Annotated in this window: 20 protein-coding genes and 1 riboswitch; of the genes, 16 read left to right on the top strand and 4 right to left on the bottom strand. The window is 68.2% G+C overall.

What is annotated here, in order from left to right:
• Positions 1-84 precede the first annotated feature (84 nt).
• Positions 85-753, top strand: coding sequence for a hypothetical protein (locus A5744_RS02700; RefSeq protein ID WP_076058155.1), 669 nt, complete (start codon positions 85-87; stop codon positions 751-753).
• A 6-nt stretch (positions 754-759) separates the two neighbouring features.
• Here the strand turns inward: A5744_RS02700 and A5744_RS02695 are convergent, their stop codons facing one another.
• Positions 760-1,215, bottom strand: a complete 456-nt coding sequence (locus A5744_RS02695) for a nitroreductase/quinone reductase family protein (protein ID WP_076058117.1) — start codon at positions 1,213-1,215, stop codon at positions 760-762.
• Positions 1,216-1,341: 126 nt separating this feature from the next.
• Between A5744_RS02695 and A5744_RS02690 the strand changes: the two genes are divergently transcribed.
• The 3 genes from A5744_RS02690 to A5744_RS02680 all read left to right on the top strand — a co-directional run bounded on the left by A5744_RS02690 (position 1,342) and on the right by A5744_RS02680 (position 4,111).
• Positions 1,342-2,025 carry a TetR/AcrR family transcriptional regulator gene (locus tag A5744_RS02690; RefSeq protein WP_205866278.1) on the top strand — a complete coding sequence of 228 codons (684 nt, stop codon included), beginning with the start codon at positions 1,342-1,344 and terminating at the stop codon, positions 2,023-2,025.
• 128 nt (positions 2,026-2,153) lie between these two features.
• Positions 2,154-2,654 (top strand): VOC family protein, encoded by a 501-nt coding sequence (locus A5744_RS02685; protein WP_076058113.1) that lies wholly within the window; start codon positions 2,154-2,156, stop codon positions 2,652-2,654.
• Entirely contained in the window at positions 2,651-4,111 is a 1,461-nt protein-coding gene (locus tag A5744_RS02680) for an FAD-binding protein (protein WP_076058111.1), read from the top strand. Before A5744_RS02685 ends, A5744_RS02680 begins: the two co-directional genes overlap by 4 nt.
• Here the strand turns inward: A5744_RS02680 and A5744_RS02675 are convergent.
• Positions 4,108-6,027, bottom strand: coding sequence for an ABC transporter ATP-binding protein/permease (locus A5744_RS02675; RefSeq protein WP_076058109.1), 1,920 nt, complete (start codon positions 6,025-6,027; stop codon positions 4,108-4,110). The two genes, A5744_RS02680 and A5744_RS02675, sit on opposite strands and share 4 nt — an antisense overlap.
• Positions 6,028-6,122: 95 nt before the next feature.
• On the opposite strand from A5744_RS02675, the gene A5744_RS24260 reads away from it, so the two are divergent.
• The 12 genes from A5744_RS24260 (at position 6,123) to gcvP (ending at position 19,595) form a co-directional block, all read left to right on the top strand.
• Positions 6,123-7,760, top strand: coding sequence for an acetolactate synthase (locus A5744_RS24260; RefSeq protein WP_139331209.1), 1,638 nt, complete (start codon positions 6,123-6,125; stop codon positions 7,758-7,760).
• A 45-nt stretch (positions 7,761-7,805) separates the two neighbouring features.
• Positions 7,806-10,142 carry an accessory Sec system translocase SecA2 gene (gene secA2 / locus A5744_RS24255; RefSeq protein WP_139331208.1) on the top strand — a complete coding sequence of 779 codons (2,337 nt, stop codon included), beginning with the start codon at positions 7,806-7,808 and terminating at the stop codon, positions 10,140-10,142.
• A gap of 125 nt (positions 10,143-10,267) precedes the next feature.
• Positions 10,268-10,867 (top strand): CDP-alcohol phosphatidyltransferase family protein, encoded by a 600-nt coding sequence (locus tag A5744_RS02665; RefSeq protein WP_076058107.1) that lies wholly within the window; start codon positions 10,268-10,270, stop codon positions 10,865-10,867.
• Complete coding sequence (locus A5744_RS02660; protein ID WP_076058105.1) at positions 10,860-11,783, top strand: DUF881 domain-containing protein; 924 nt, start codon at positions 10,860-10,862, stop codon at positions 11,781-11,783. Before A5744_RS02665 ends, A5744_RS02660 begins: the two co-directional genes overlap by 8 nt.
• A gap of 16 nt (positions 11,784-11,799) precedes the next feature.
• On the top strand, positions 11,800-12,132 hold the full coding sequence (locus A5744_RS02655; protein ID WP_076058102.1) for a DUF1290 domain-containing protein: 333 nt from the start codon (positions 11,800-11,802) through the stop codon (positions 12,130-12,132).
• Positions 12,133-12,345: 213 nt separating this feature from the next.
• Positions 12,346-13,110, top strand: a complete 765-nt coding sequence (locus A5744_RS02650) for a DUF881 domain-containing protein (RefSeq protein ID WP_240562942.1) — start codon at positions 12,346-12,348, stop codon at positions 13,108-13,110.
• A 25-nt stretch (positions 13,111-13,135) separates the two neighbouring features.
• A complete protein-coding gene (gene gcvH / locus A5744_RS02645) occupies positions 13,136-13,534 on the top strand; it encodes a glycine cleavage system protein GcvH (protein ID WP_076058098.1) in 399 nt (132 codons plus the stop codon).
• A 186-nt stretch (positions 13,535-13,720) separates the two neighbouring features.
• Positions 13,721-14,206 carry a glycogen accumulation regulator GarA gene (gene garA / locus A5744_RS02640; protein WP_076058096.1) on the top strand — a complete coding sequence of 162 codons (486 nt, stop codon included), beginning with the start codon at positions 13,721-13,723 and terminating at the stop codon, positions 14,204-14,206.
• On the top strand, positions 14,206-14,961 hold the full coding sequence (locus A5744_RS02635; RefSeq protein WP_076058094.1) for a MerR family transcriptional regulator: 756 nt from the start codon (positions 14,206-14,208) through the stop codon (positions 14,959-14,961). Before garA ends, A5744_RS02635 begins: the two co-directional genes overlap by 1 nt.
• Positions 14,962-15,020: 59 nt before the next feature.
• Positions 15,021-15,515, top strand: coding sequence for a bifunctional nuclease family protein (locus tag A5744_RS02630; protein WP_076058092.1), 495 nt, complete (start codon positions 15,021-15,023; stop codon positions 15,513-15,515).
• A 312-nt stretch (positions 15,516-15,827) separates the two neighbouring features.
• Positions 15,828-16,454 carry a MerR family transcriptional regulator gene (locus A5744_RS02625; RefSeq protein WP_076058090.1) on the top strand — a complete coding sequence of 209 codons (627 nt, stop codon included), beginning with the start codon at positions 15,828-15,830 and terminating at the stop codon, positions 16,452-16,454.
• A 52-nt stretch (positions 16,455-16,506) separates the two neighbouring features.
• A riboswitch (glycine riboswitch) is annotated at positions 16,507-16,604 on the top strand.
• 156 nt (positions 16,605-16,760) lie between these two features.
• On the top strand, positions 16,761-19,595 hold the full coding sequence (gcvP, locus tag A5744_RS02620) for an aminomethyl-transferring glycine dehydrogenase (protein ID WP_076058088.1): 2,835 nt from the start codon (positions 16,761-16,763) through the stop codon (positions 19,593-19,595).
• Here gcvP and A5744_RS02615 read toward each other — a convergent pair.
• Positions 19,592-20,452 (bottom strand): haloalkane dehalogenase, encoded by an 861-nt coding sequence (locus tag A5744_RS02615; protein WP_076058086.1) that lies wholly within the window; start codon positions 20,450-20,452, stop codon positions 19,592-19,594. The genes gcvP and A5744_RS02615 overlap by 4 nt on opposite strands.
• A gap of 73 nt (positions 20,453-20,525) precedes the next feature.
• A complete protein-coding gene (locus A5744_RS02610; RefSeq protein WP_076058084.1) occupies positions 20,526-22,679 on the bottom strand; it encodes a substrate-binding domain-containing protein in 2,154 nt (717 codons plus the stop codon).
• Positions 22,680-22,723: the final 44 nt, after the last annotated feature.

The raw sequence follows: 22,723 nt of genomic DNA, 5'->3' as shown, positions 1-22,723 counted from the left end.
GCGAAAGACTCAACGTCGGCGAGATTTGCGCCGTAATCTCAACCCGTGGCCGGTGCATGCACCGGCCCCGACGGAACGGAGTCCATGGTGCGCAGCCTGGCAATTCGCGCTTTTGTCGCCTCCGTCACCGTCGCGGCACTGGTGCCCGGGCTGCGGGCGGCGACGGCCGCAGCGGACCCCATCGTGGTCTTCCCCGGCATGGAGATCCACCAGGACAGCCACCTCTGCACCCTGGGTTACGTCGACCCGGGCCTGAAGATCGCGTTCACCGCGGGGCACTGCCGGGGCGGAGGAGTCGTCACCGACAAGGACCGCCACGTCATCGGCCACCTGGCGACGTTCCGGGACAACACTCCCAGCGGTTCGACGGTGGCCACCGACCAGGTGATCAACGACTACGAGGCGATCGTGCTGGACAACGTGCCGGCGAACAACATCCTGCCGAGCGGACGCGCGCTGGTGTCGACCCCGGGCCTGACCATCCAGCCGGGGCAGGCGGTCTGCCATTTCGGTGTCGCCACCGGCGAGACCTGCGGGACGGTAGAGGCCGTGAACAACGGGTGGTTCACCATGTCCCACGGCGTCCAGAGCCGCCAGGGGGATTCGGGTGGGCCGGTCTACCTCGCCCCCGACGGGGGGCCCGGCCAGATCGTCGGGATCTTCAACAGCATGTGGGGCGATTTCCCGGCGGCGGTGTCCTGGCGGTCCACCTCCGAACAGGTCCGCGAGGATCTGGGGATGCGCACCAGCTAGGGCTCATCAGCCCGAGGCCCCGCCCGCGGCGAGCACGAAGACCGGAATGGACGGCGCGGCGGCACGCAGCTCCTCATCGCTGGAGTCCGGCGTCAGCCCGGCGACATACCCCTTGACCTGCCAGTACCACCTGGCCAAATAGCGTTGCAGCACCTCGGGTTTGGCCGCGTCACCCAGCTCGGTAGCCAGCAGGCGTCTCCTGCGCCAGCGCGGGCCCACCTCGACGACGCCCGCGGCGCGCACATTGCGCGCCCATTGGGTGTTGCCGCGCGGCGAGACCAGATAGTCCACGCCGTCGACGGTCAGCAGGTTGATCACCACTGCGCGCTGTTTTCCGCTCTTGCGCCCACGTACCCGCAGGGCCCGGGTCCCGGCGATGCTGATCCCCAGCTCGGCGAGCCAGCGGATTGCCGCGTTCGCGGCCCGGGCGGCCCGGTTGGGTTCTTCGTATCGGGTGGCCATCGTGCGTCCTCTCGGGTGGTCTTGTCCGCTGAGCGGTATGAGAGCGGTGCTCTCGGTAATAGACACGGTGGCACAGCGCGCAGCGAAAAGCAAGAGCGGTGATCTCGTTTGTGTCAGACTGGTCACGTGGGCAAACGCCAGGAGTCGCGGGAGCAGATCGAGGCACGCATCGTCGAGCTGGGCCGGGTCCACCTGGTCGATCGCGGCGCGGCCGGCCTGTCGCTGCGTGCGATCGCCCGCGACCTGGGCATGGTGTCCTCGGCGGTCTACCGGTACGTGTCCAGCCGCGACGAGCTGTTGACCCTGCTCTTGATCGACGCCTATTCCGACCTGGCCGACGCGGTGGACCGGGCCCGCGACACCGCGGGCGAGGCCTGGAGTGACGACGTCATCGCGATAGCGCGCGCGGCGCGGCGTTGGGCCGTGGCGCATCCGGCTCAGTGGGCCCTGCTCTACGGCAGCCCGGTGCCCGGATATCACGCGCCGCCGGAGCGCACTGTCGGAGTCGGCACCCGCGTGGTGGGCGCCATCTTCGACGCCATCGCCGCGGGGATCGCGACCGGAGACATCAGGCTGACCGAAACCGTTGCGCCGCAACCGATGTCGTCGGACTTCGAACGGATCCGCCACGAATTTGGTTTTCCCGGCGACGATTCCGTCATCGCCAAGTGCTTTTTGTTCTGGGCCGGCGTGCTGGGTGCGATCAGCCTCGAGGTGTTCGGGCAATACGGCGCGGACACCCTGACCGATCCCGAGGCGATCTTCGACACCCAGCTCCGGCTGCTGGTGGACCTGCTGGCCCAGCATTGAGCGGACACTGAGGTCGGCCACGAATTAGAACGTGTTCACCCCGCGCTGGCGGGCGGCGGATGCCGGATTACGGCAAAGTCTTTCCGGCCCTTTCTGCCGGCCGGCGGACTGGGCTATCCTGCCAAACGATGACCGCTCCCACTCAGTCGCCGACGCAGATCGCATGGGTTACCCCGGACCTAGATGCCACCGAAAAGGCCCTCACCGGCCTTTTAGGCGTTCGGAAGTGGGTGCGGATCCCCGACGTGCACTTTGCTCCGGACGCGTGCAGCTACCTCGGCGAGCCCGCCGACTTCGTCGCCAGCATCTCGCTGAGCTATCTCGGTGACATGCAGTTGGAGCTGATCTCCCCGGTCCGCGGGCAGAGTATCTATAGTGACTTTTTGCGCGACTCGGGCCCGGGTTTGCATCACATCTGTATCGAGGCCGAGAGCCCCGAGAAATTCGACACGGCGCTGACCGATGCCGCCGGGCACGGCGCGCCGGTCGTGCAGCAGGGCGTGATGCCGGGCGGAATTCAGTTCGCCTACGTGTCGGCTCCGCAGGCGGGCGTGCCGTTCGTGGAGATCGCGTACGTCTCGCCCGAAATGCGGGCGTTTTACGAATACATCAAACAGGAGCAACGGTGAGCACCCAGATACCAGCAACCGTCGACGCGGGCACGGTCACGTCGTGGTCGGATGACGTCGACGTGGTCGTGATCGGTTTCGGTATCGGCGGTGGGTGCGCGGCGGTGAGCGCGGCCGCGGCTGGGGCGCGGGTGCTGGTGCTCGAACGGGCGGCCGTGGCGGGCGGCACCACTTCGCTTGCGGGGGGCCACTTTTACCTCGGTGGCGGCACCGCGGTCCAGCAGGCGACCGGCAATCCCGACTCGCCGGAAGAGATGTACAAATACCTCGTGGCGGTGTCCCGGCAACCCGACGAGGCTACTCGGGCCAAGATTCGTGCGTACTGCGACGGCAGCGTCGAGCATTTCAATTGGCTGGAAGACCTCGGTTTCCAGTTCGAGCGCAGCTACTTTCCGGGGAAGGCGGTGATCCAGCCCAACACCGAGGGGTTGATGTTCACCGGCAACGAGAAGGTGTGGCCGTTCCTCGAGCAGGCGGTGCCGGCGCCGCGCGGCCACAAGGTGCCCGTGCCCGGCGACACCGGGGGCGCGAGCATGGTGATCGACCTGTTGCTCAAACGGGCCGCGAGCCTGGGCGTACAAGTCCGATACGAGACCGGGGCCACCGAGCTCGTCGTGGACGGCTCGGGTGCGGTGACCGGTGTGACGTGGAAGCGGTTCACCGAAACCGGTGCGATCAAGGCAAAGTCGGTCATCATCGCTGCCGGGGGATTCGTGATGAACCCGGACATGGTAGCCAAGTACACGCCGAAACTGGCCGAGAAGCCGTTCGTGCTCGGCAACACCTATGACGACGGCCTGGGCATCCGGTTGGGCGTATCGGCCGGCGGCGCCACCCAGCACATGGATCAGATCTTCATCACCGCGCCGCCATACCCGCCGTCGATCCTGCTGACCGGGATCATCGTCAACAAGCTGGGGCAGCGGTTCGTCGCCGAGGATTCCTACCATTCCAGGACTTCGGGTTTCATCATGGATCAGCCCGACAGCGCGGCGTACCTGATCGTCGACGAGGCGCACCTGGAACACCCCAAGATGCCGCTGGTCCCGCTCATTGACGGGTGGGAGAGCGTCGCGGAGATGGAAGCCGCGCTGGGAATCCCCGAGGGCAACCTGGTTGCGACACTGGACCGGTACAACACCCATGCCGCTCGCGGCGAGGATCCCGACTTTCACAAGCAGCCGGAATTCCTTGCGCCGCAAGACAAAGGGCCGTGGGGGGCGTTCGACATGTCGCTCGGCAAGGCCATGTATGCCGGGTTCACCGTCGGCGGGCTGGCCGTGTCCGTGGACGGGCAGGTACTGCGCGACGACGGCACGGTGGTGCCGGGCCTGTACGCGGTCGGGGCGTGCGCGTCGAACATCGCCCAGGACGGCAAGGGCTACGCCAGCGGCACGCAGCTGGGCGAAGGCTCGTTCTTCGGCCGCCGGGCCGGGGCCCACGCGGCGACGCGCTAGACCGGCGCCGGCTCCTTTTCCACCGGCCCGAGCCGCCACTGCCCATCGCCGAGCAGCTGGAGCTGTTTTCCGTGGTGCTGCTCCACGGTGTGCCGGTGGCTGACGCTGACCACGACGCAGTCCGGCAGCTCGCTTCGGAGCAACTGGTAGAGCGCGAATTCCAGGCCCTCGTCCAGCGCCGAGGTGGCCTCGTCGAGGAAGACCGCCCGCGGTCTGGTGAGCAAAATGCGCGCGAAGGCGACGCGCTGCTGTTCACCGGGGGAGAGCACCTTGGCCCAATCCTGCTCCTCATCGAGCCGGTCATAGAGCGGGGCCAACGCGACCTTGTTCAGCACGTCGCGCAGGACGCCGTCCGCGATGTTCTCGGGGGAATTCGGATAGCACACAACGGTGCGCAACGTGCCCAGCGGCACATACGGCAACTGCGACAAGAACATCGTCGCGTTGTCACCCTCCGGGCGGCACAGCGTCCCGGAGGCGTACGGCCACAGTTCGGCGAGGCTGCGCAGCAGCGTGGTCTTGCCGGCGCCGGAACGGCCCGTGATCACCAGCGCCTCCCCGCTATCCAGTTGCACGTCAAGCGAATCGATCAATTGATCGCCGGCCGGAGTGCGCACCTCGACGCCGGCGAGCTCGACGGCCACCTCTTGACTCGGCTTGACCAGGACCGCAGGCAGTTCGCGCCCTTGCGCGTTGGCGTCGACGAGCCCGTGCAACCGGATGATCGCCGCCCGGAACGCCGCGAACGCGTCGTAGTTGTTGCGGAAGAACGACAGCGAGTCGTGAATTTCGCCGAATGAGGTCGCCGTCTGCCCGACATCGCCAAAGGCGATCTGGCCGGCGAACAGTCGCGGCGCCTGAATTATCCACGGCAGCGGCACGATTGCCTGCGACATCGACCAGTTCCATCCGTTGAAGATGATGGTCCGGCGGACGAACCTGCGGTAGTTGGTGATGACCGGGGTGAAGCGCCCCATCAGTTGCGTGCGCTCCACTCGTTCGCCGCGATAGAAGCCCACCGCCTCGGCGGCATCGCGCAACCGCACCAGCGCGTACCGGAATGCCGCGTTGAGCTTCTCGTTGTTGAAGCTGAGCCAGATCAGCGGACGCCCCAGCCAGAACGCGACGACGGTCGCGATGAAGACGTAGACCACGACGACCCAGAACATCGCGCGCGGCAGCGTGAAGCCGAAAATGTTCAGGCCGCCGGAGAGGTTCCAGAGGATCGCCGCGAACGAAATCACCGAAGCCACCGCACGCACGGCGCCGAACAACAAAGTGTTCTGCGTCTCGTTGGACGGGATGTTGGGGGTCGGACCGACCCCGGCCGTGAAGATGTCGACGTCTTGTTGGATCCGCTGATCTGGGTTGTCGATGGTGTTGTCGATGAACAGATCCCGGTAGTAGGCCCTGCCGTCGAGCCAGTCGTCGGTGAGGTGGGCGGTCAGCCAGACACGCCACGCGATGATGAAGCGCTGCGTCAGATAGATGTCGACCAGGATGCGGGCGATGAAGATGGTTGCCAACACACTGAAATGCCACAGCGACATCCAAAAGCCGTGAATACCAGAGTTTTTCACCCTGGCGTCGCCCGCCGCAATGCCTTCGAACGCGGTCTGCAGGGATGTGAACAGATCGTTGCTCTGGTAACTCAGCAGCACGGCGAGGCGCACGGACAGCAGGACCAACAGCAGCAGCACGCCCAGCATCAGCCAGACCTTGACGGCCTGCGGACCGACGAAGTAACCCCTGGTGATCCGCCAATACTGGCGGCCCCAGACCGTCACATACCTGATCACGACCAGCACGACGATCAGGCACACCGCGCTGATCGCCCAGGCTTCGCCCAGCCAGCGCAGGGAGTCATGGAGCGCAGCCGACCAGTTGATGGATTCCTTGAACGGCTTGGGGTCCAACTTCGACGTCTCCTTGCTACCGAGGCATCCGGCGGAGCCTCATGGTGGGCACTTCCCCGCGAAATTACCCGAGGCAGTGTGGATAGGCTGCCTGGATGAGCATCGACGCTCCGTCAAGCCAGACCGTGCATGCCGGCCGGCTCATCGCACGCCGGCTCAAGGCCAGCGGAATCGACACCATTTTCACGTTGTCCGGCGGCCACCTGTTTTCCATCTACGACGGCTGCCGTGACGAGGGTATCCGGCTGATCGACACCCGGCACGAGCAGACGGCGACCTTTGCCGCCGAGGGCTGGTCGAAGGTGACCAGGGTCCCCGGCGTGGCGGCGCTCACCGCTGGTCCGGGCGTCACCAACGGCATGAGCGCGATGGCGGCCGCGCAGCAAAACCAGTCGCCACTGGTGGTGCTGGGTGGCCGCGCGCCCGCTGGGCGCTGGGGCATGGGTTCGCTGCAGGAGATCGACCACGTGCCGTTCGTGGCGCCGTTGGCTCGGTTCGCGGCCACCGCGCAATCCGCCGAGGCTGCAGGGCTGCTCGTCGACGAAGCGTTGCGCGCGGCGATCGGTGCCCCCTCGGGCGTGGGATTTGTCGACTTCCCGATGGACCACGTGTTCGCCGCATCCGAGGACCCCGGCCGCCCCGGCGCACTGGCCGACATGCCGCCGGGCCCCGCTCCCGACGGCGCCGCGCTCGAGCGCGCCGCGGACCTGCTCGCCACGGCACACCGGCCGGTGATCATGGCGGGCACCAACGTGTGGTGGGGGCACGCGGAGGCGGCGCTGCTGCGTCTCGCCGAGGAGCGGCAGATCCCGGTGCTGATGAACGGGATGGCCCGCGGCGTGGTGCCGGCCGACCACCCGTTGGCGTTCTCGCGGGCCCGGGCCAAAGCGCTGGGCGAGGCGGACGCGGCGCTGGTCGTCGGCGTGCCCATGGATTTTCGGCTGGGATTCGGCAAGGTGTTCGGGCCGCAGACCCGGCTCGTCGTGGCGGATCGTGCCGAACCGACGCGCGAACATCCGCGGCCGGTCGCGGCCGGTCTCTACGGCGACCTCACGTCGATCCTGTCGACGCTGGCCGGGCCGGGGGAGCATCGGGACTGGATCGCCGAGCTGCGCACCGCCGAAACCGCGGCGCGTGGCTCCGAAACAGCCGAGCGCGGCGACGATCGCACGCCGCTGCACCCGATGCGGGTGTACGCCGAGCTGGCCCCCCTGCTGGACCGCGACGCCATCGTGGTCATCGACGCCGGCGATTTCGGGTCCTACGCGGGCCGCGTGATCGACAGCTACCTGCCGGGCTGCTGGCTGGACAGCGGCCCGTTCGGCTGCCTGGGTTCCGGCCCCGGCTACGCCCTGGCCGCCAAGCTGGCCCACCCCGACCGCCAGGTCGTCCTGCTGCAGGGTGACGGCGCCTTCGGGTTCAGCGGCATGGAGTGGGACACCCTAGTGCGACACAACGTGCCGGTCGTGTCGGTGATCGGCAACAACGGAATCTGGGCCCTCGAAAAGCACCCGATGGAGGCGATTTACGGCTATTCGGTGGTCGCGGAGTTGCGTCCGGGCACGCGCTACGACGAGGTGGTGCGCGCGCTGGGCGGCCATGGTGAGCTGGTGTCGGCGCCCGCCGAGCTGCGGCCCGCGCTGGAGCGTGCCTTCGGCAGCGGCCTGCCCGCCGTCGTCAACGTGCTCACCGATCCGAGCATCGCCTACCCACGCCGGTCCAACCTGGCCTGACGGCTCGTCACCGGAGGCGGCTGAGGGTTCACGTACCGTTGACCTGTGCCAAAGACCACCCGCGCTGAACCTGGCCGGCTGAGCAGCCGATTTTGGCGGCTGCTGGGCGCCAGCACCGAAAAGGACCGAAGCCGTTCGCTCGCTCAGGTGACCGCCTCGTCGGAGTACGACGAGGAAGCCGCCGGCCTCACCGACGAGCAGCTGCGTAAGGCGGCGGGACTGCTCAACCTCGACGATCTCGCCGAATCCGACGACATCGCGCAGTTCCTCGCGATCGCCCGGGAAGCCGCCGAACGGTCAACGGCGTTGCGGCCGTTCGATGTTCAGCTGCTGGGCGCGCTGCGCATGCTTGACGGCGACGTGATCGAGATGGCCACCGGTGAGGGCAAGACGCTGGCCGGGGCCATCGCGGCGGCCGGTTACGCGATCGCCGGCCGGCACGTGCACGTCGTGACCATCAACGACTACCTGGCCCGCCGCGACGCCGAGTGGATGGGGCCGCTGCTGGAGGCCATGGGGTTGACGGTCGGCTGGATCACCGCGGAGTCGACCAGCGAGGAACGCAGGGCCGCCTACGACTGCGACGTCACGTACGCCTCCGTCAACGAGATCGGCTTCGACGTGCTGCGGGACCAGCTGGTGACCGACGTTGCCGACCTGGTGTCGCCGAATCCCGATGTGGCCCTTATCGATGAGGCCGACTCCGTTCTGGTCGACGAGGCGCTGGTGCCGCTGGTGCTGGCCGGCACGACGCACCGGGAGACGCCGCGGCTGGAGATCATCAAGCTGGTCGGTGAGCTCGACGCCGAAACCGACTACGACACCGACGCCGACAGCCGCAACGTCCACCTGACCGAGGTCGGTGCGCGCAAAGTCGAGAAGGCGCTCGGCGGCATCGACCTCTACTCCGAGGAACACGTCGGCACCACGCTCACCGAGGTCAACGTGGCGCTGCACGCCCATGTGCTGCTGCAGCGCGACGTGCACTACATCGTTCGCGACGACGCCGTGCACCTGATCAACGCCGCGCGCGGCCGCATCGCCCAACTGCAGCGCTGGCCGGACGGCCTGCAGGCCGCCGTCGAAGCGAAGGAAGGCATTGAGACCACCGAGACGGGCGAGGTGCTCGACACCATCACGGTGCAGGCGCTGATCAACCGCTACACCACCGTGTGCGGGATGACCGGCACCGCGCTGGCCGCCGGTGAGCAGCTGCGCCAGTTCTACAAGCTCGGAGTGTCACCGATTCCGCCCAATGAGCCCAACATTCGCGAGGACGAGTCGGACCGGGTCTATATCACCGCCGCGGCCAAGAACGACGCGATCGTGGAGCACATCGCCGAGGTGCACCAAACCGGGCAACCGATGCTGGTCGGCACCCGCGACGTCGCCGAGTCCGAGGAGCTGCACGAACGGCTGCTGCGCCGCGGCGTGCCCGCGGTGGTGCTGAACGCGAAGAACGATGCCGAGGAGGCGCAGGTGATCGCCGAGGCCGGCAAGTACGAGTCGGTCACGGTGTCCACGCAGATGGCCGGGCGCGGAACCGATATCCGGCTGGGCGGATCCGACGAAGCCGACCACGACAGGGTCGCCGAACTGGGCGGGCTGCACGTGGTCGGCACCGGGCGCCATCACACCGAGCGGCTGGACAACCAGCTGCGCGGGCGCGCCGGACGCCAAGGCGACCCCGGCTCGTCGGTGTTCTTCTCGAGCTGGGAAGACGACGTCGTGGCGGCCAACCTCGACCGCAACAAGCTGCCCATGGAAACCGATGGGGACGGCCGGATCGTCAGCCCCAAGGCGGCCGGGCTGCTCGATCACGCCCAGCGCGTCGCCGAGGGCCGGATGCTCGACGTGCACGCGAACACCTGGCGCTACAACCAGCTGATCGCCCAGCAGCGCGCCATCATCGTCGACCGGCGAAACACGTTGCTGCGCACCACAACCGCGCGCGACGAGCTCGCCGAGCTCGCGCCCAAACGGTATGAAGAGCTGGCCAAGGCGATGCCCGAGGACGAGGCCGACGACCGCCTCGAGACGATCTGCCGGCTGATCATGCTGTATCACCTCGACCGCGGCTGGGCCGACCATCTGGCGTACCTGGCCGACATCCGCGAGAGCATTCACCTGCGCGCGCTGGGCCGGCAAAATCCGCTGGACGAGTTCCACCGGTTGGCGGTCGACGCGTTCGCCTCGCTGGCCGCGGACGCGATCGAGGCGGCGCAGCAGACGTTCGAAACCGCGAACGTGCTCGAAGAGGAGCCGGGATTGGATCTGTCGAAGCTGGCCCGTCCGACGTCGACGTGGACCTACATGGTCAACGACAACCCGCTTTCGGATGACACGCTCGCGACCCTGAGCCTGCCCGGGGTATTCCGCTAGGTCCCGATCCGGGCGCCAACGTGCGTCCAGCCGCACGCCGGTGCCCGAGTGTGCGGCCAGCCGCACGCTCGCCGGGCGTGGTCCGCGCTGCGGACCCCATCGTCTCCCGGCTAAGGTCACGGCTCATGGAGCACGTGCCTCCGCCCGACCGGGTACTGACCGTGCCCAACTTGCTCAGCGCGATCCGCCTGGCGCTCATCCCGGTGTTCGTCTACGCGCTGGTGTTCGCGCATGCCGACGGTTGGGCGGTCGCCATCCTGATGTTCAGCGGCGCCTCCGACTGGGCCGACGGCAAGATCGCGCGGGCGCTGAACCAGTCGTCGCGGCTGGGTGTCCTGCTGGACCCGGCCGTCGATCGCCTCTACATGGTCACCGTGCCCGTCGTCATGGCGATCGCCGGCGTCCTGCCCTGGTGGTTCGTCGTCACGCTGCTGGTGCGCGACGGGCTGCTGGCCGCGAGCCTGCCCCTGCTGCGAAGCCGCGGGCTGTCGGCGCTGCCGGTGACGTACGTCGGCAAGGCCGCCACCTTCGCCCTGATGTCCGGCTTCCCGCTCGTCCTGCTGGGCACCTGGGACGCGTTGTGGAGCCGCGTGATCGGCGCCATCGGATGGGCATTTTTGATCTGGGGCCTCTACACCTACCTGTGGGCGTTCGTGCTGTACGTCGTGCAGCTGACGTTGGTCGTGCGCCGGATGCCCACGCTCAAAGCGGGCGCGCATGGCTGAACCCGACCGCCTGCTCGGCGGCTACGACCCCAACGCCGGCCGCAGCGCCCACGAGGCGGCCCGGCCGACGCTGATACCGGTGCCGTCGCTGCTGCGCGCCCTGCTATCGGAACACCTGGATCCCGGGTACGCCGCCGCGGCCGAAAGACGTAGCCGCACCGCCACACCCCAGCCCGCGCGGGCGCGCGTATTCGGTTGGCTCTGGCAGGCCCTGGCGGCGATGCTGGTCGCCACCGTGTTCGCCGCCGCGGTCGCTCAGGCCCGCTCGGTCGAACCCGGTGTGCGCTCCGCCCAACAGCTGCTGGTGCGCAGCGTCCGCTCGACCGAGGACACGGCCGCCCGGCTGTCCAAGCGGCGCGCCGCGCTCTCGACACAGGTCGACGATGTCCAGCGACACGCGCTGGCCGACAACGCCGAGGGACAGCGGCTGCTGACCCGCCTGGACGCGCTCGGCCTGGCCGCGGCGAGCACCCCGATCATCGGGCCCGGCCTGACCGTCACCGTGACCGAGCCCGGTGCCAGCCCCAATCTTTCCGACGTGTCCAAACAGCGAGTGACCGGCAGCCGGCAGATCATCCTCGACCGCGACCTACAGCTCGTCGTCAACTCGTTGTGGGCCAGCGGCGCCGAAGCCATTTCGGTCGGCGGCGTTCGGATCGGGCCGAATGTAACGATCCGGCAGGCCGGAGGAGCGATCCTCGTCGACAACAACCCAACCGGCAGCCCGTACACCATCCTCGCTGTGGGGCCGCCGCGCTCGATGCGCGACGTCTTCGACGGCAGCCCGGGACGACAGCGTCTTAGGCTGCTGGAGATCTCCTACGGCGTCGGCGTCACCGTGAACGTCTCCGACGGTCTGTCGCTGCCGGCCGGGTCGGTCCGGGAAGTCAAGTTCGCCAAGCAGATTGGGCCCTAGTGAGAAAAGTCCTCGCATGATCGGTATCGCGGCGCTGGCGCTCGGCATCGTGCTGGGTTTGGTCTTCCATCCCGCCGTGCCCGAGGTCGTCCAACCGTATCTGCCCATCGCAGTGGTCGCCGCGCTCGACGCGGTGTTCGGCGGGCTGCGCGCCTATCTCGAGCGGATCTTCGATCCGAAGGTTTTCGTGGTGTCGTTCGTCTTCAACGTCTTCGTCGCGGCACTCATCGTGTACGTCGGCGATCAACTGGGCGTGGGCACGCAGTTGTCCACGGCCATCATCGTCGTGTTGGGTATACGCATTTTCGGCAACGCGGCCGCGCTGCGGCGACGGCTGTTCGGGGCATGACCGCGCCGGCGACGATGCAGTGGGGGCGCCCCCAGCCGCGCAGCGGCGAGGGGGACCAGCGATGAGGAGGAGCGGCGCTATGACCCAGGTGGGGTCAGCGTGAGCCAGGAGCCGCCAGAGGACGCCCGCGACGAAAGGCGTGACGCGCCAACCCGGCACGGCCACTCCGAAGGTGAGCACAAGGCCGACGACGCCCAGCGCGGCCGCCACGAATTGCCGTCGGACAGCCCGCGCCCCGAGATCGGGTCGGTGCGGCGGACCGGATGGTCCGGGCTGCTGCGGGCCGGGCGCTCCCGGCTCTTGTTCGGAATATTGGCGGCCCTGCTGTGCCTGGTGCTGGGGCTCGCCATCATCACCCAGGTCCGCCAGACGAAATCGGGTGACTCGCTGGACACGGCGCGGCCCGCGGACCTGTTGGTGCTGCTGGATTCGTTGCGGCAGCGCGAGGCCACGCTGAACACCGAAGTCGCCGAACTGCAGAACACACTGAATCAACTGCAGGCGTCGGGCAACACCGACCAGGCCGCCATCCAAAGCGCTCAGGCCCGGCTGGCCGCGCTGTCCATTCTGGTCGGCTCCGTCGGCGCCACCGGGCCCGGCGTCACCGTCACGATCGACGACCCCGGCCCCGGGGTGTCACCCGAGGCCATGCTCGACGTGATCAACGAGTTGCGTGCCGCCGGCGCCGAGGCGGTCGAGACCAACGACGCACACCAGTCGGTGCGGGTGGGCGTCGACACCTGGGTGGTGGGCACGCCCGGCTCGTTGACGATCGATGGCAAGACGCTGTCGCCGCCGTATTCGATTCTGGCGATTGGCGATCCGCCCACGCTGGCCGCCGCGATGAACATTCCGGGCGGCGCCGAGGACAGCATCAAGCGCGTCGGTGCGCGGATGTCGGTGCAGCAGGCCGACCGGGTGGACGTGACGACCTTGCGGCAACCAAAACCGCACCAATACGCTCAGCCCGTCAAGTGAGCACACCGACCAGAACAGGAACACCGTGAGCGATATCCCGGCCGAGCTGCACTACACCGCCGAACACGAGTGGGTTCGCCGCAGCGGGGAAGACACCGCGCGGATCGGGATCACCGACTTCGCCCAGTCGGCACTCGGCGACGTCGTCTTCGTTCAGCTTCCCGACGTCGGGGCCGAGCTGGTCGCCGGCGAATCCTTCGGCGAAGTGGAATCGACGAAATCGGTGTCGGACCTCTACGCGCCCGTGTCGGGCAGGGTCACCGCCGTCAACGCCGATCTGGACGGCAGTCCGCAACTGGTCAACTCCGACCCGTATGGCGCCGGCTGGCTGGTGGATGTGCAGGTTTCCGACGCCGCCGGGCTCGAGTCGGCCCTCGCCACACTCCTTGACGCCGAGGCCTACCGCGGCACACTGACCGAATGACGATTGCTAATGTCCCTGCAGCCTTTCGATCGCGCAGCCGTGGGGACATCGCCGACCGGTGCGCGGTACGGTCAAACGGATCACAATGAGAACGCAGTTATCGGCAGTACGAGGCAAAGCGCCTAGTGGGGAGCCGGCCGAGCGGCCCGGTCAGACAACGCCACAGCGGCCAGTGAGGAGCAGCGCGTGACGGACATGGACTCAGGGAAAGAGCAGGACCAGAACGCTGACGAAGTCACCGTGGAGACGACTTCCGTTTTCCGTGCCGACTTCCTCAACGAACTGGACGCTCCCGCGCAAGCGGGAACCGAGAGCGCGGTATCCGGCGTCGAAGGTCTGCCCGCGGGCTCGGCTCTGCTGGTCGTCAAACGGGGACCGAACGCCGGCTCACGCTTCCTGCTCGACCAGGCCATCACGTCAGCCGGCCGGCATCCTGACAGCGACATCTTCCTCGATGACGTCACCGTGAGCCGGCGCCACGCCGAATTCAGGTTGGAAGGCAACGACTTCCAGGTCGTCGATGTTGGTAGCCTCAACGGCACCTACGTCAACCGCGAGCCGGTGGATTCGGCGGTACTGGCGAACGGTGACGAGGTGCAGATCGGGAAGTTCCGTCTGGTGTTTTTGACCGGACCCAAGCAGGGCGACGACGAGGGAGGATCTTCAGGCTAGTGAGCGCACCCGATAGCCCGGCGCTGGCCGGGATGTCGATCGGGGCGGTCCTCGAACTGTTGAGGCCGGATTTCCCCGATGTCACGATCTCCAAGATTCGCTTCTTGGAGGCCGAGGGACTGGTGACGCCGCAGCGTGCTGCCTCCGGATACCGCAGGTTCACCGCGTACGACTGTGCCCGGCTGCGCTTCATCCTTACCGCTCAGCGGGATCATTACCTGCCGCTGAAGGTGATCAGGTCGCAGCTGGACGCGCAGCCCGACGGCGAGCTGCCGCCGTTCGGATCGCCTTACGGCGTACCGCGATTGGTCTCGGTCGCCGGCAGCGATCCCGGTTCCGCCGGCGGCGAGGCCGGGTCCGATCCGGCCGCCGTGGCGCCCACCCGCATCCGGTTGAGTCGCGAAGAGCTCCTGGAACGATCCGGTGTGGACGAGGGGCTGCTGACCGCGCTGCTCAAGGCCGGGGTGATCACCACCGGTCCGGGCGGGCTGTTCGACGAGCACGCGGTGGTGATCCTGCAGTGCGCACGCGCCCTGGCCGACTACGGCGTCGAGCCGCGGCATCTGCGCGCCTTCCGGTCGGCGGCCGACCGGCAGTCCGATCTGATCGCCCAAATCGCCGGGCCGGTAGTCAAAGCCGGCAAGGCCGGCGCTCTCGATCGCGCCGACGACCTGGCGCGTGAGGTCGCGGCGCTCGCTATCACTTTGCATACCTCGCTGATCAAGTCTGCCGTTCGCGACGTTCTGCATCGCTGAGGACTAGACTTTCGTTCGATAGCTTGGCGTTCGGGTGCATGTGCGGAGGGCAGACACAGATGGGCGAAGTTCGTGTTGTCGGCATTCGCGTGGAGCAGCCGCAGAACCAGCCGGTGCTCTTGCTGCGCGAGGCCAACGGTGACCGCTATCTGCCGATCTGGATCGGCCAGTCCGAGGCGGCCGCCATTGCGCTCGAACAGCAAGGCGTGGAACCACCCCGGCCGCTGACGCACGATCTCATCAGGGATCTCATTGCGGCGCTTGGGCATTCGCTGAAAGAGGTGCGGATCGTCGATCTGCAGGAGGGCACTTTCTACGCTGACCTGGTCTTCGACCGCAATATCACGGTGTCGGCGCGCCCCTCGGATTCGGTGGCGATCGCGCTGCGGGTCGGCGTTCCGATCTACGTCGAGGAGGCGGTGCTCGCCCAGGCCGGTCTGCTGATCCCCGACGAGAGCGACGAGGAACCCAACACCGCCGTGCGCGAAGACGAGGTGGAGAAATTCAAGGAGTTCCTCGACAGCGTGTCGCCCGACGATTTCAAGGCCACCTAAGCTGGCTATCCCATCGGGTTCGGGAAGCCGCAGGTAGCGGCGTTCCGTCGGCGGTCCGGGCAATCCGCGCGGGCGGCCACTAGGGTGGACGGCGATATCACGGATGCATCTCATCTGCGCCCGCGATGTCGACACGCCTGGCGGATAGCGCGCCGACTCACCCCTGCGGCGGCCATACTTTGACTACGACTAAGGCGCGGCGGCTGTCGGAAAGCGTAAGCTCTCTAGCACTCGGGCCTGAGCAAACATGGCTGCGGAGGCAGCCTGCGAACGCAGCTAGTAAACGAGCGCGATCGGCGAGAGGAACGAACCGTGAGCGAGCAGCCACGTCAAGAGCAGCTAGACCTAGCTGACCACGCGGACGCCACGACCGACCACAGCGCCACCCCGCCGAGCGTGGCCGTGCAGCCCGGGCTGTTCCCCGACGATTCCGTGCCCGACGAGTTGGTCGGCTACCGGGGGCCGAGCGCGTGCCAGATCGCCGGCATCACCTACCGCCAGCTCGACTACTGGGCTCGCACGTCGCTCGTCGTTCCGTCGATCCGCAGCGCGGCGGGCTCCGGCAGCCAGCGGCTCTACTCCTTCAAGGACATCCTGGTGCTCAAGATCGTCAAGCGCCTGCTCGACACCGGGATCTCGCTGCACAACATCCGCGTCGCGGTCGACCATCTGCGCCAGCGCGGTGTCCAGGATCTGGCCAACATCACCCTGTTCTCCGACGGCACCACGGTTTACGAGTGCACCTCGGCCGAAGAGGTCGTCGACCTGCTGCAGGGCGGCCAGGGCGTGTTCGGCATCGCGGTGTCCGGCGCGATGCGCGAGCTGACCGGTGTCATCGCGGACTTCCCTGGCGAGCGCGCCGACGGCGGCGAATCGATCGACGCCCCGGAGGACGAGCTGGCGTCCCGGCGCAAGCACCGCGACCGCAAGATCGGCTAGCACCGCGCGCTCGCGGGTAATTGGGGGCGGCCGAGTAAGCTGGGGCACGCATCGCCCTCGCGCGGGAGAGTTCCGTGATTGCCAGTCACGGACGCCGAAGGAGCAACACCTCTCCGTCAACCTCTCAGGCACCCGGACCGCGCAAGACAACGATGCCTCTGGAAAGCGGTGCGACCGGCAGCGGTCGCACCCGCCGATGGGGAAAGGCGCCGAGCGCACCGGCGCCGAATCTCTCAGGCACCCGGCGACCGGGTGAAGACAGAGGGAGAGGGCCGCTCGTCCCTCTGCCCTGTCAGGAGTTCGCCAGTGTCCGACCAGTCAACGTTCGCCGCCCGGCACATCGGCCCCGATAGCCCGGCCGTCGCGGCCATGCTCGCCGTCATCGGTGTCGACTCGCTCGACGAGCTGGCGGCCAAAGCGGTCCCGACCGGCATTCTCGACAAGCTTGCCGACGGCGGCGCGCCGGGTCTGGACGCGTTGCCGCCGGCCGCGAGCGAGGCCGAGGCGCTGAGCGAGCTGCGGGCGCTGGCCGACGCCAACACCGTCGCGGTGTCGATGATCGGGCAGGGCTACTACGACACGCTGACGCCGCCGGTGCTGCTGCGCAACATCATGGAGAACCCCGCGTGGTACACGGCCTACACGCCGTATCAGCCCGAGATCAGCCAGGGCCGGCTCGAAGCGCTGCTGAACTTCCAGACCATGGTCGCCGACCTCACCGGCCTCGAGGTTGCCAACGCGTCGATGCTCGACGAGGGCACCGCGGCCGCCGAGGCGATGACGTTGTTGCATCGGGCCGCTCGTGGCGCGGCCAACCGGCTGGCCGTCGACGTCGACGTCTTCGCCCAGACCGCCGCGGTGCTGAGCACCCGAGCCAAGCCGCTGGGCATCGAGATCGTGACCGCCGACCTGCGCGATGGCCTGCCCGACGGCGAATTCTTCGGTGTGATCGCCCAGCTCCCGGGTGCCAGCGGCCGGATCACGGACTGGTCGGCTTTGGCCCAGGAGGCGCACGACCGCAGCGCGCTGGTCGCCGTCGGCGCCGACCTGTTGGCCCTCACGTTGATCACGCCGCCCGGTGAGATCGGGGCCGACGTCGCGTTCGGCACCACCCAAAGATTCGGTGTCCCAATGGGATTCGGCGGTCCACACGCCGGATATCTGGCCGTGCACGCCAAGCACGCCCGCCAGCTGCCGGGCCGGCTGGTCGGGGTGTCGGTGGACGCCGACGGATCCCCGGCCTACCGGCTCGCGCTGCAGACCCGCGAACAGCACATCCGCCGGGACAAGGCGACCAGCAACATCTGCACCGCCCAGGTGCTGCTGGCGGTGATGGCCGCCATGTACGCCAGCTACCACGGCGCCGACGGCCTGACCGAGATCGCGCGGCGGGTGCATGGCCACGCCGAGGCGATCGCCGCCGGGTTGGGCTCGGCAGCCAACACGGCGCTGGTGCACGACAAGTACTTCGACACCGTGCTGGCACGCGTTCCCGGGCGCGCCGACGCGGTGATCGCCGCGGCCAAAGCCAAGGGCATCAACCTGTGGCGCGTCGACGCCGACCACGTGTCGGTGGCCTGCGACGAGGCCACCACCGCCGAGCATGTCGCGATTGTGCTGGACGCGTTCGGGGTTCAGGCCGCCGAGCCGGCACGCGCCGACATCGCGACCCGCACCTCGGGGTTCCTCACCCACCCCGCGTTCACGCAATACCGCACCGAGACGGCGATGATGCGCTATCTGCGCATGCTGGCCGACAAGGATATTGCGTTGGACCGCAGCATGATTCCGCTCGGATCCTGCACGATGAAACTCAACGCCGCCGCCGAGATGGAGCCGGTCACCTGGCCGGAATTCGCTCGGCTGCATCCGTTCGCCCCGCCATCCGACAGCGCGGGATTGCGGCGTCTCATCGCCGACCTGGAGAGCTGGCTGGTGCAGATCACCGGCTACGACGCGGTCTCGCTGCAGCCCAACGCCGGCTCGCAGGGCGAGTACGCCGGCCTGTTGGCGATTCACGACTACCACGCCGACCGCGGCGAACCGCACCGCGACATCTGCCTGATCCCGTCCAGCGCGCACGGCACCAACGCCGCGTCGGCGGCATTGGCCGGGCTGCGGGTGGCGGTGGTGGCCTGCCGCGACAACGGCGACGTCGACCTCGACGACCTGCGCGCGAAGGTCGCCGAGCACGCGGACCGGCTGGCGGCGCTGATGATCACCTACCCGTCGACCCACGGCGTGTACGAGCACGACATCGCGGACATCTGCGCGGCCGTGCACGACGCCGGCGGCCAGGTGTACATCGACGGCGCCAACCTCAACGCGCTGGTCGGCCTGGCGCGGCCGGGCAAATTCGGCGGCGACATCAGCCACCTGAACCTGCACAAGACGTTCTGCATCCCGCACGGCGGCGGCGGGCCCGGCGTCGGGCCGGTGGCGGCGCGCTCGCACCTGGCCAAGTACCTGCCCGGTCACCCCTACGCGCCCGAACTACCTGGCGGCCGGCCGGTTTCGTCGGCGCCGTACGGGTCGGCCTCGATCCTGCCGATCACGTGGGCGTACATCCGGATGATGGGCGCCGACGGATTGCGGGCGGCGTCGCTGACCGCCATCGCGTCGGCCAACTACATCGCCCGGCGGCTCGACGAGTACTTCCCGGTGCTCTACACCGGCGAGAACGGCATGGTCGCCCACGAATGCATCCTGGACCTGCGCGGCATCACCAAGTCGACCGGCGTCACCGTCGACGATGTCGCAAAACGATTGGCGGACTACGGTTTCCACGCGCCCACCATGAGCTTCCCGGTGGCCGGCACGCTGATGGTGGAGCCAACCGAGAGTGAGAGCCTGACCGAAGTCGACGCCTTCTGCGAGGCCATGATCGCCATCCGCCGCGAGATCGACCGGGTCGGCAAGGGGGAGTGGTCCGTGGACGACAACCCGTTGCGGGGCGCCCCCCACACCGCCGAGTGCCTGGTGGTGTCCGACTGGGATCATCCGTACACCCGCGAACAGGCCGCTTACCCGCTCGGCAAGGCATTCCGGCCCAAGGTGTGGCCCCCGGTGCGTCGCATCGATGGCGCCTACGGCGACCGCAACCTGGTCTGCTCCTGCCCGCCGGTGGAGGCTTTCGTCTAGCCGAATCGGTCGGCGATTGCCGCGGCGATTCGTTCGGGCTCGTCCTCCTGGATGTAATGCTTGGCGTCGGGCAGCTCGACTAGGACGTGGTCGGGGAAAGTCGCCCGCATCCGCGGGATGTTCGGGCCCGGCGGAAACGCGACGTCCTTCATGCCCCACACCAGCAGTGCGGGCTTGGCGCCTAGCTTGGCCGGCACCTCCGCGGCAAGCCGTCCCAGCAGCGGGTGGGCGGCCAGGATCTGCTTGGGCATCTCGGCAACGCCTTTTCGCGCCTCGGCGCTGGGCTGCACGCCGCGGTAGTGCGCCATCACGGCGTCGCTGGGTCGTCGCGCCGTTCCCGCCGGGATCAGCCGCTCGACGAAGAAGTTGTGCCGCAAGATCGCGTATTGCATCGGCGGACTGCCCATGACCCTGCTGAAAGCCTTCGTCGCGAAGGTTTCCGCCGGCCAGAACCAGGTGTTGCCCAGCACCACCCCGCGCACCCGGTCGGCGCGTTCGACCGCGACGGCCATGCTGATAGGCCCGCCCCAGTCCTGGCCCATGCTCACGTACCCGTCCAGGCCGAGGTGGTCGACGAATTCGCCGACGACCCGTGCGTGCTCGTCGATTTTGTAGCCGAATCCCTCCGGCCGATCCGAGAGCCCGAAACCGAGGTAATCCGGTGCGATGCAACGGAAGCGGTCGCGCAGCGCGACGATGATGTCGCGGTACAGGAAGCTCCAGGTCGGGTTGCCGTGGCAGAACAGGATCGGTGGCCCGGCCCCCTCGTCCACGTAGTGCATGCGGCCGCGCGAGCTGTCGAACCAGCGCGACTCAAACGGGTACAGCTGTGGGTCGGGCGTGAAATCGATGCGCATTACCCCTCCTCCGATGGCGCTCCCGATCGTATGCCCGCACTATGACATCTCCGAGGGTCAGAGATTGGTAGCGCTAGCCCAGGTATTGGGTGATCGCCGTGGCGAGGTCCGGGGAGCTCGACGTCGAAAGGTTCTGGTAGCTGCCGCCGCTGAGCTGGGCGACGGCTTCCCACGTCGCACGGTCGGGGTCCGCGCCGAAGTCGATGACGTTGACCGCGATCGGTTTTGCCGGGTCGGCGCCGGTGCGGATGAAATTCTGCAGCCCCGCGCCGTCCAGGGATTGGTCCGTGTGCGGCCCCGCCGTGATCACTAGTATCGAATTGGGTTGTCCGGCAACATATTTGGCTTGCATCTCCTGGTAGAGCATGCGCAGTGTGGTGAACGACACCGCACCGCCGGCCGATGCGGATTGCTTGTCCAGCGCCGCGGTCAGCGCGGCCGAGCGGGGCTGGCCGTTGACCGGGTCGGACAGCGGCCCGGCCGCAACCTCCGATCGGCCCTCGCGCCCGTCGAAAGTCCACAGGCCCACGACGGCGGTGGGCGGCAGCGCCTTGATCCGGTCGCTCAGCGCGCCGATCACGTTGGCCAGCCGCGACTTTCCGCCCTCCTCGCTGGGCATCGACTGGTCGAGCATGATCGTCGCGGCCAAGCCGCTCGACGGCGCGGCCATGGCGTCGGCCAGCGTGGCGCGCAGCGAATCATCGCCCACCGACAGCGTGGAAGGCAGCGCGGGGAAACCGGTCACCGCGCTGGCCGGCGGCTTGACGCCGTTGACCCGGAAGCCGGCCTTGGCCAGCTTCGCGAGTTGCTCGGGCCTGCGCATGAAGTGGGTGAACTCGCTGGCCGCCGAGCTCTGTTCGTGCGTGAGCCACGAGCCGCTGAGCAACACGGTGGGGTAGTCGGCGACGGCCGCCGGCCCGGGCGGTAGCCAGGAACCCAGCGCGTTCTTGGCGTCCGGCAGCGACTGGCCGCGCTGGAACAGCTGCTGCTCGGTGGTGACGACGGCGTGCACCGGCGCGGACGCCGGGTCACCCGGCTTGAGCAGCGTGTTCATCGCCTCCGTCAGCGAGTTGTCCGCCAATTTCGGTTGGGCGCTGGTCAGGCTGCGCAGGGCGGCGGTGCCCTGGATCGCGGGTGCGCCGGCGGGCGCCGAAGCGGCCGCCACCGCCTCGCCGGCGAGGTAGGCGGCGTCGCTGTTGCCGTTGGTCGGCAAGGCCAGCCGCAGCGATCCCCACGCGGGCAGGTTCAGGCCCGCCAACGAGTTCGGATTGGTTTGCAGGCCGGGCAGCGTCGCCCAGCTTTGATTGGCCAGGGCCGGCTGGAGCTCGGGCCGCACGGCGAGCATCACCGGCGAGCTCACCAGCGACCGGCTGTCGCTGATCGTTTTCTGGCCCGCGGCCGCGGAGAGCCGCGCCGCCGACACGGAGCTGGCCGGGATCCACAACGCCGGCTGGCCGCCCAGTTCGGCCGGCCATTTGCCGACGAAGCCGGCGACGACCGCGTCGGAGCCGGCGGGTTTGACACTGACCTGCATGCAGTGGTCACCGACCGGACCCGCCGTCGAGTTGTAGCTATCCGCGAACTGCTGCACCGGATCGGCCAGCGACGGGTCGACGACGACGGCGACCGTCTCCTTGCCTCCGACGCAGCGTGCGGCGGCCGTGTGCGAGCGGTGGGACAACACGTCGCCGAAGAAGCTCCACAGGATCACGGTGCCCACCACCACCACGACGGCGACGAGGGCGATGATGACGCCGATGCTGACCCCGCGTCGCCCGCCGGCGCTGCGGTGACCGCCGCGCCAGTCGCCGAGTCCGCGGTGGCCGCCGGTCGGCGGATCCGATCGCTCCGCGCTCGCCGTTGGGGGCGGAAAATCCGGGTACTCGCCGGCGGGATCGACGGCGAAGGCGTCGTCCGCGGGGTAGGCATCCGCCTCGTCCGCGGGGTAGGCATGCCCTTCGTCCGCGAATTCCTCTTCGGCGTAGTCATCCTCGGCGTAGTCGTCCTCGGCGGCGCCGAAGTACTCCTCGTCGGCGTAGTGACCCGCGTCCCGGTAGCGGCGGTAGTCGCTGAAGCCGCCCGGCGTGTCAGTTTCCTGGCCCGGCCTCAGATGACGGCCGCTGTCCTCGCCGGTTTCCAGATCATCGGCGTACAGATCGTCGGCAACGTAATCGTCGACGGGCTCGTCGCCGGAGTCTTCGGGGTCGGGCAAACTGTGCCTACCCATGCCGGTGCGCGCCGCCTTTCCGTCGAACCATCACATGACCCTGT

Source organism: Mycobacterium sp. IS-1264 (assembly GCF_001954195.1).
In the GTDB taxonomy this organism is placed as follows: Bacteria; Actinomycetota; Actinomycetes; order Mycobacteriales; family Mycobacteriaceae; genus Mycobacterium.
The sequence above is the reverse complement of the archived record's forward strand: the minus strand, read 5'-3'. Positions and strand labels throughout refer to the sequence as shown.

What these genes read in the sequence shown, in the direction of transcription:
- A5744_RS24260 (WP_139331209.1), top strand. Translation starts at nt 6,123, where the DNA reads ATGAGCATCGACGCTCCGTCAAGCCAGACCGTGCATGCCGGCCGGCTC.
- A5744_RS02665 (WP_076058107.1), top strand. Translation starts at nt 10,268, where the DNA reads ATGGAGCACGTGCCTCCGCCCGACCGGGTACTGACCGTGCCCAACTTG.
- A5744_RS02615 (WP_076058086.1), bottom strand. Translation starts at nt 20,452, where the DNA reads ATGCGCATCGATTTCACGCCCGACCCACAGCTGTACCCGTTTGAGTCG.
- A5744_RS02630 (WP_076058092.1), top strand. Translation starts at nt 15,021, where the DNA reads ATGGGCGAAGTTCGTGTTGTCGGCATTCGCGTGGAGCAGCCGCAGAAC.
- A5744_RS02700 (WP_076058155.1), top strand. Translation starts at nt 85, where the DNA reads ATGGTGCGCAGCCTGGCAATTCGCGCTTTTGTCGCCTCCGTCACCGTC.
- A5744_RS02695 (WP_076058117.1), bottom strand. Translation starts at nt 1,215, where the DNA reads ATGGCCACCCGATACGAAGAACCCAACCGGGCCGCCCGGGCCGCGAAC.
- A5744_RS02610 (WP_076058084.1), bottom strand. Translation starts at nt 22,679, where the DNA reads ATGGGTAGGCACAGTTTGCCCGACCCCGAAGACTCCGGCGACGAGCCC.
- A5744_RS02685 (WP_076058113.1), top strand. Translation starts at nt 2,154, where the DNA reads ATGACCGCTCCCACTCAGTCGCCGACGCAGATCGCATGGGTTACCCCG.
- A5744_RS02660 (WP_076058105.1), top strand. Translation starts at nt 10,860, where the DNA reads ATGGCTGAACCCGACCGCCTGCTCGGCGGCTACGACCCCAACGCCGGC.
- A5744_RS02655 (WP_076058102.1), top strand. Translation starts at nt 11,800, where the DNA reads ATGATCGGTATCGCGGCGCTGGCGCTCGGCATCGTGCTGGGTTTGGTC.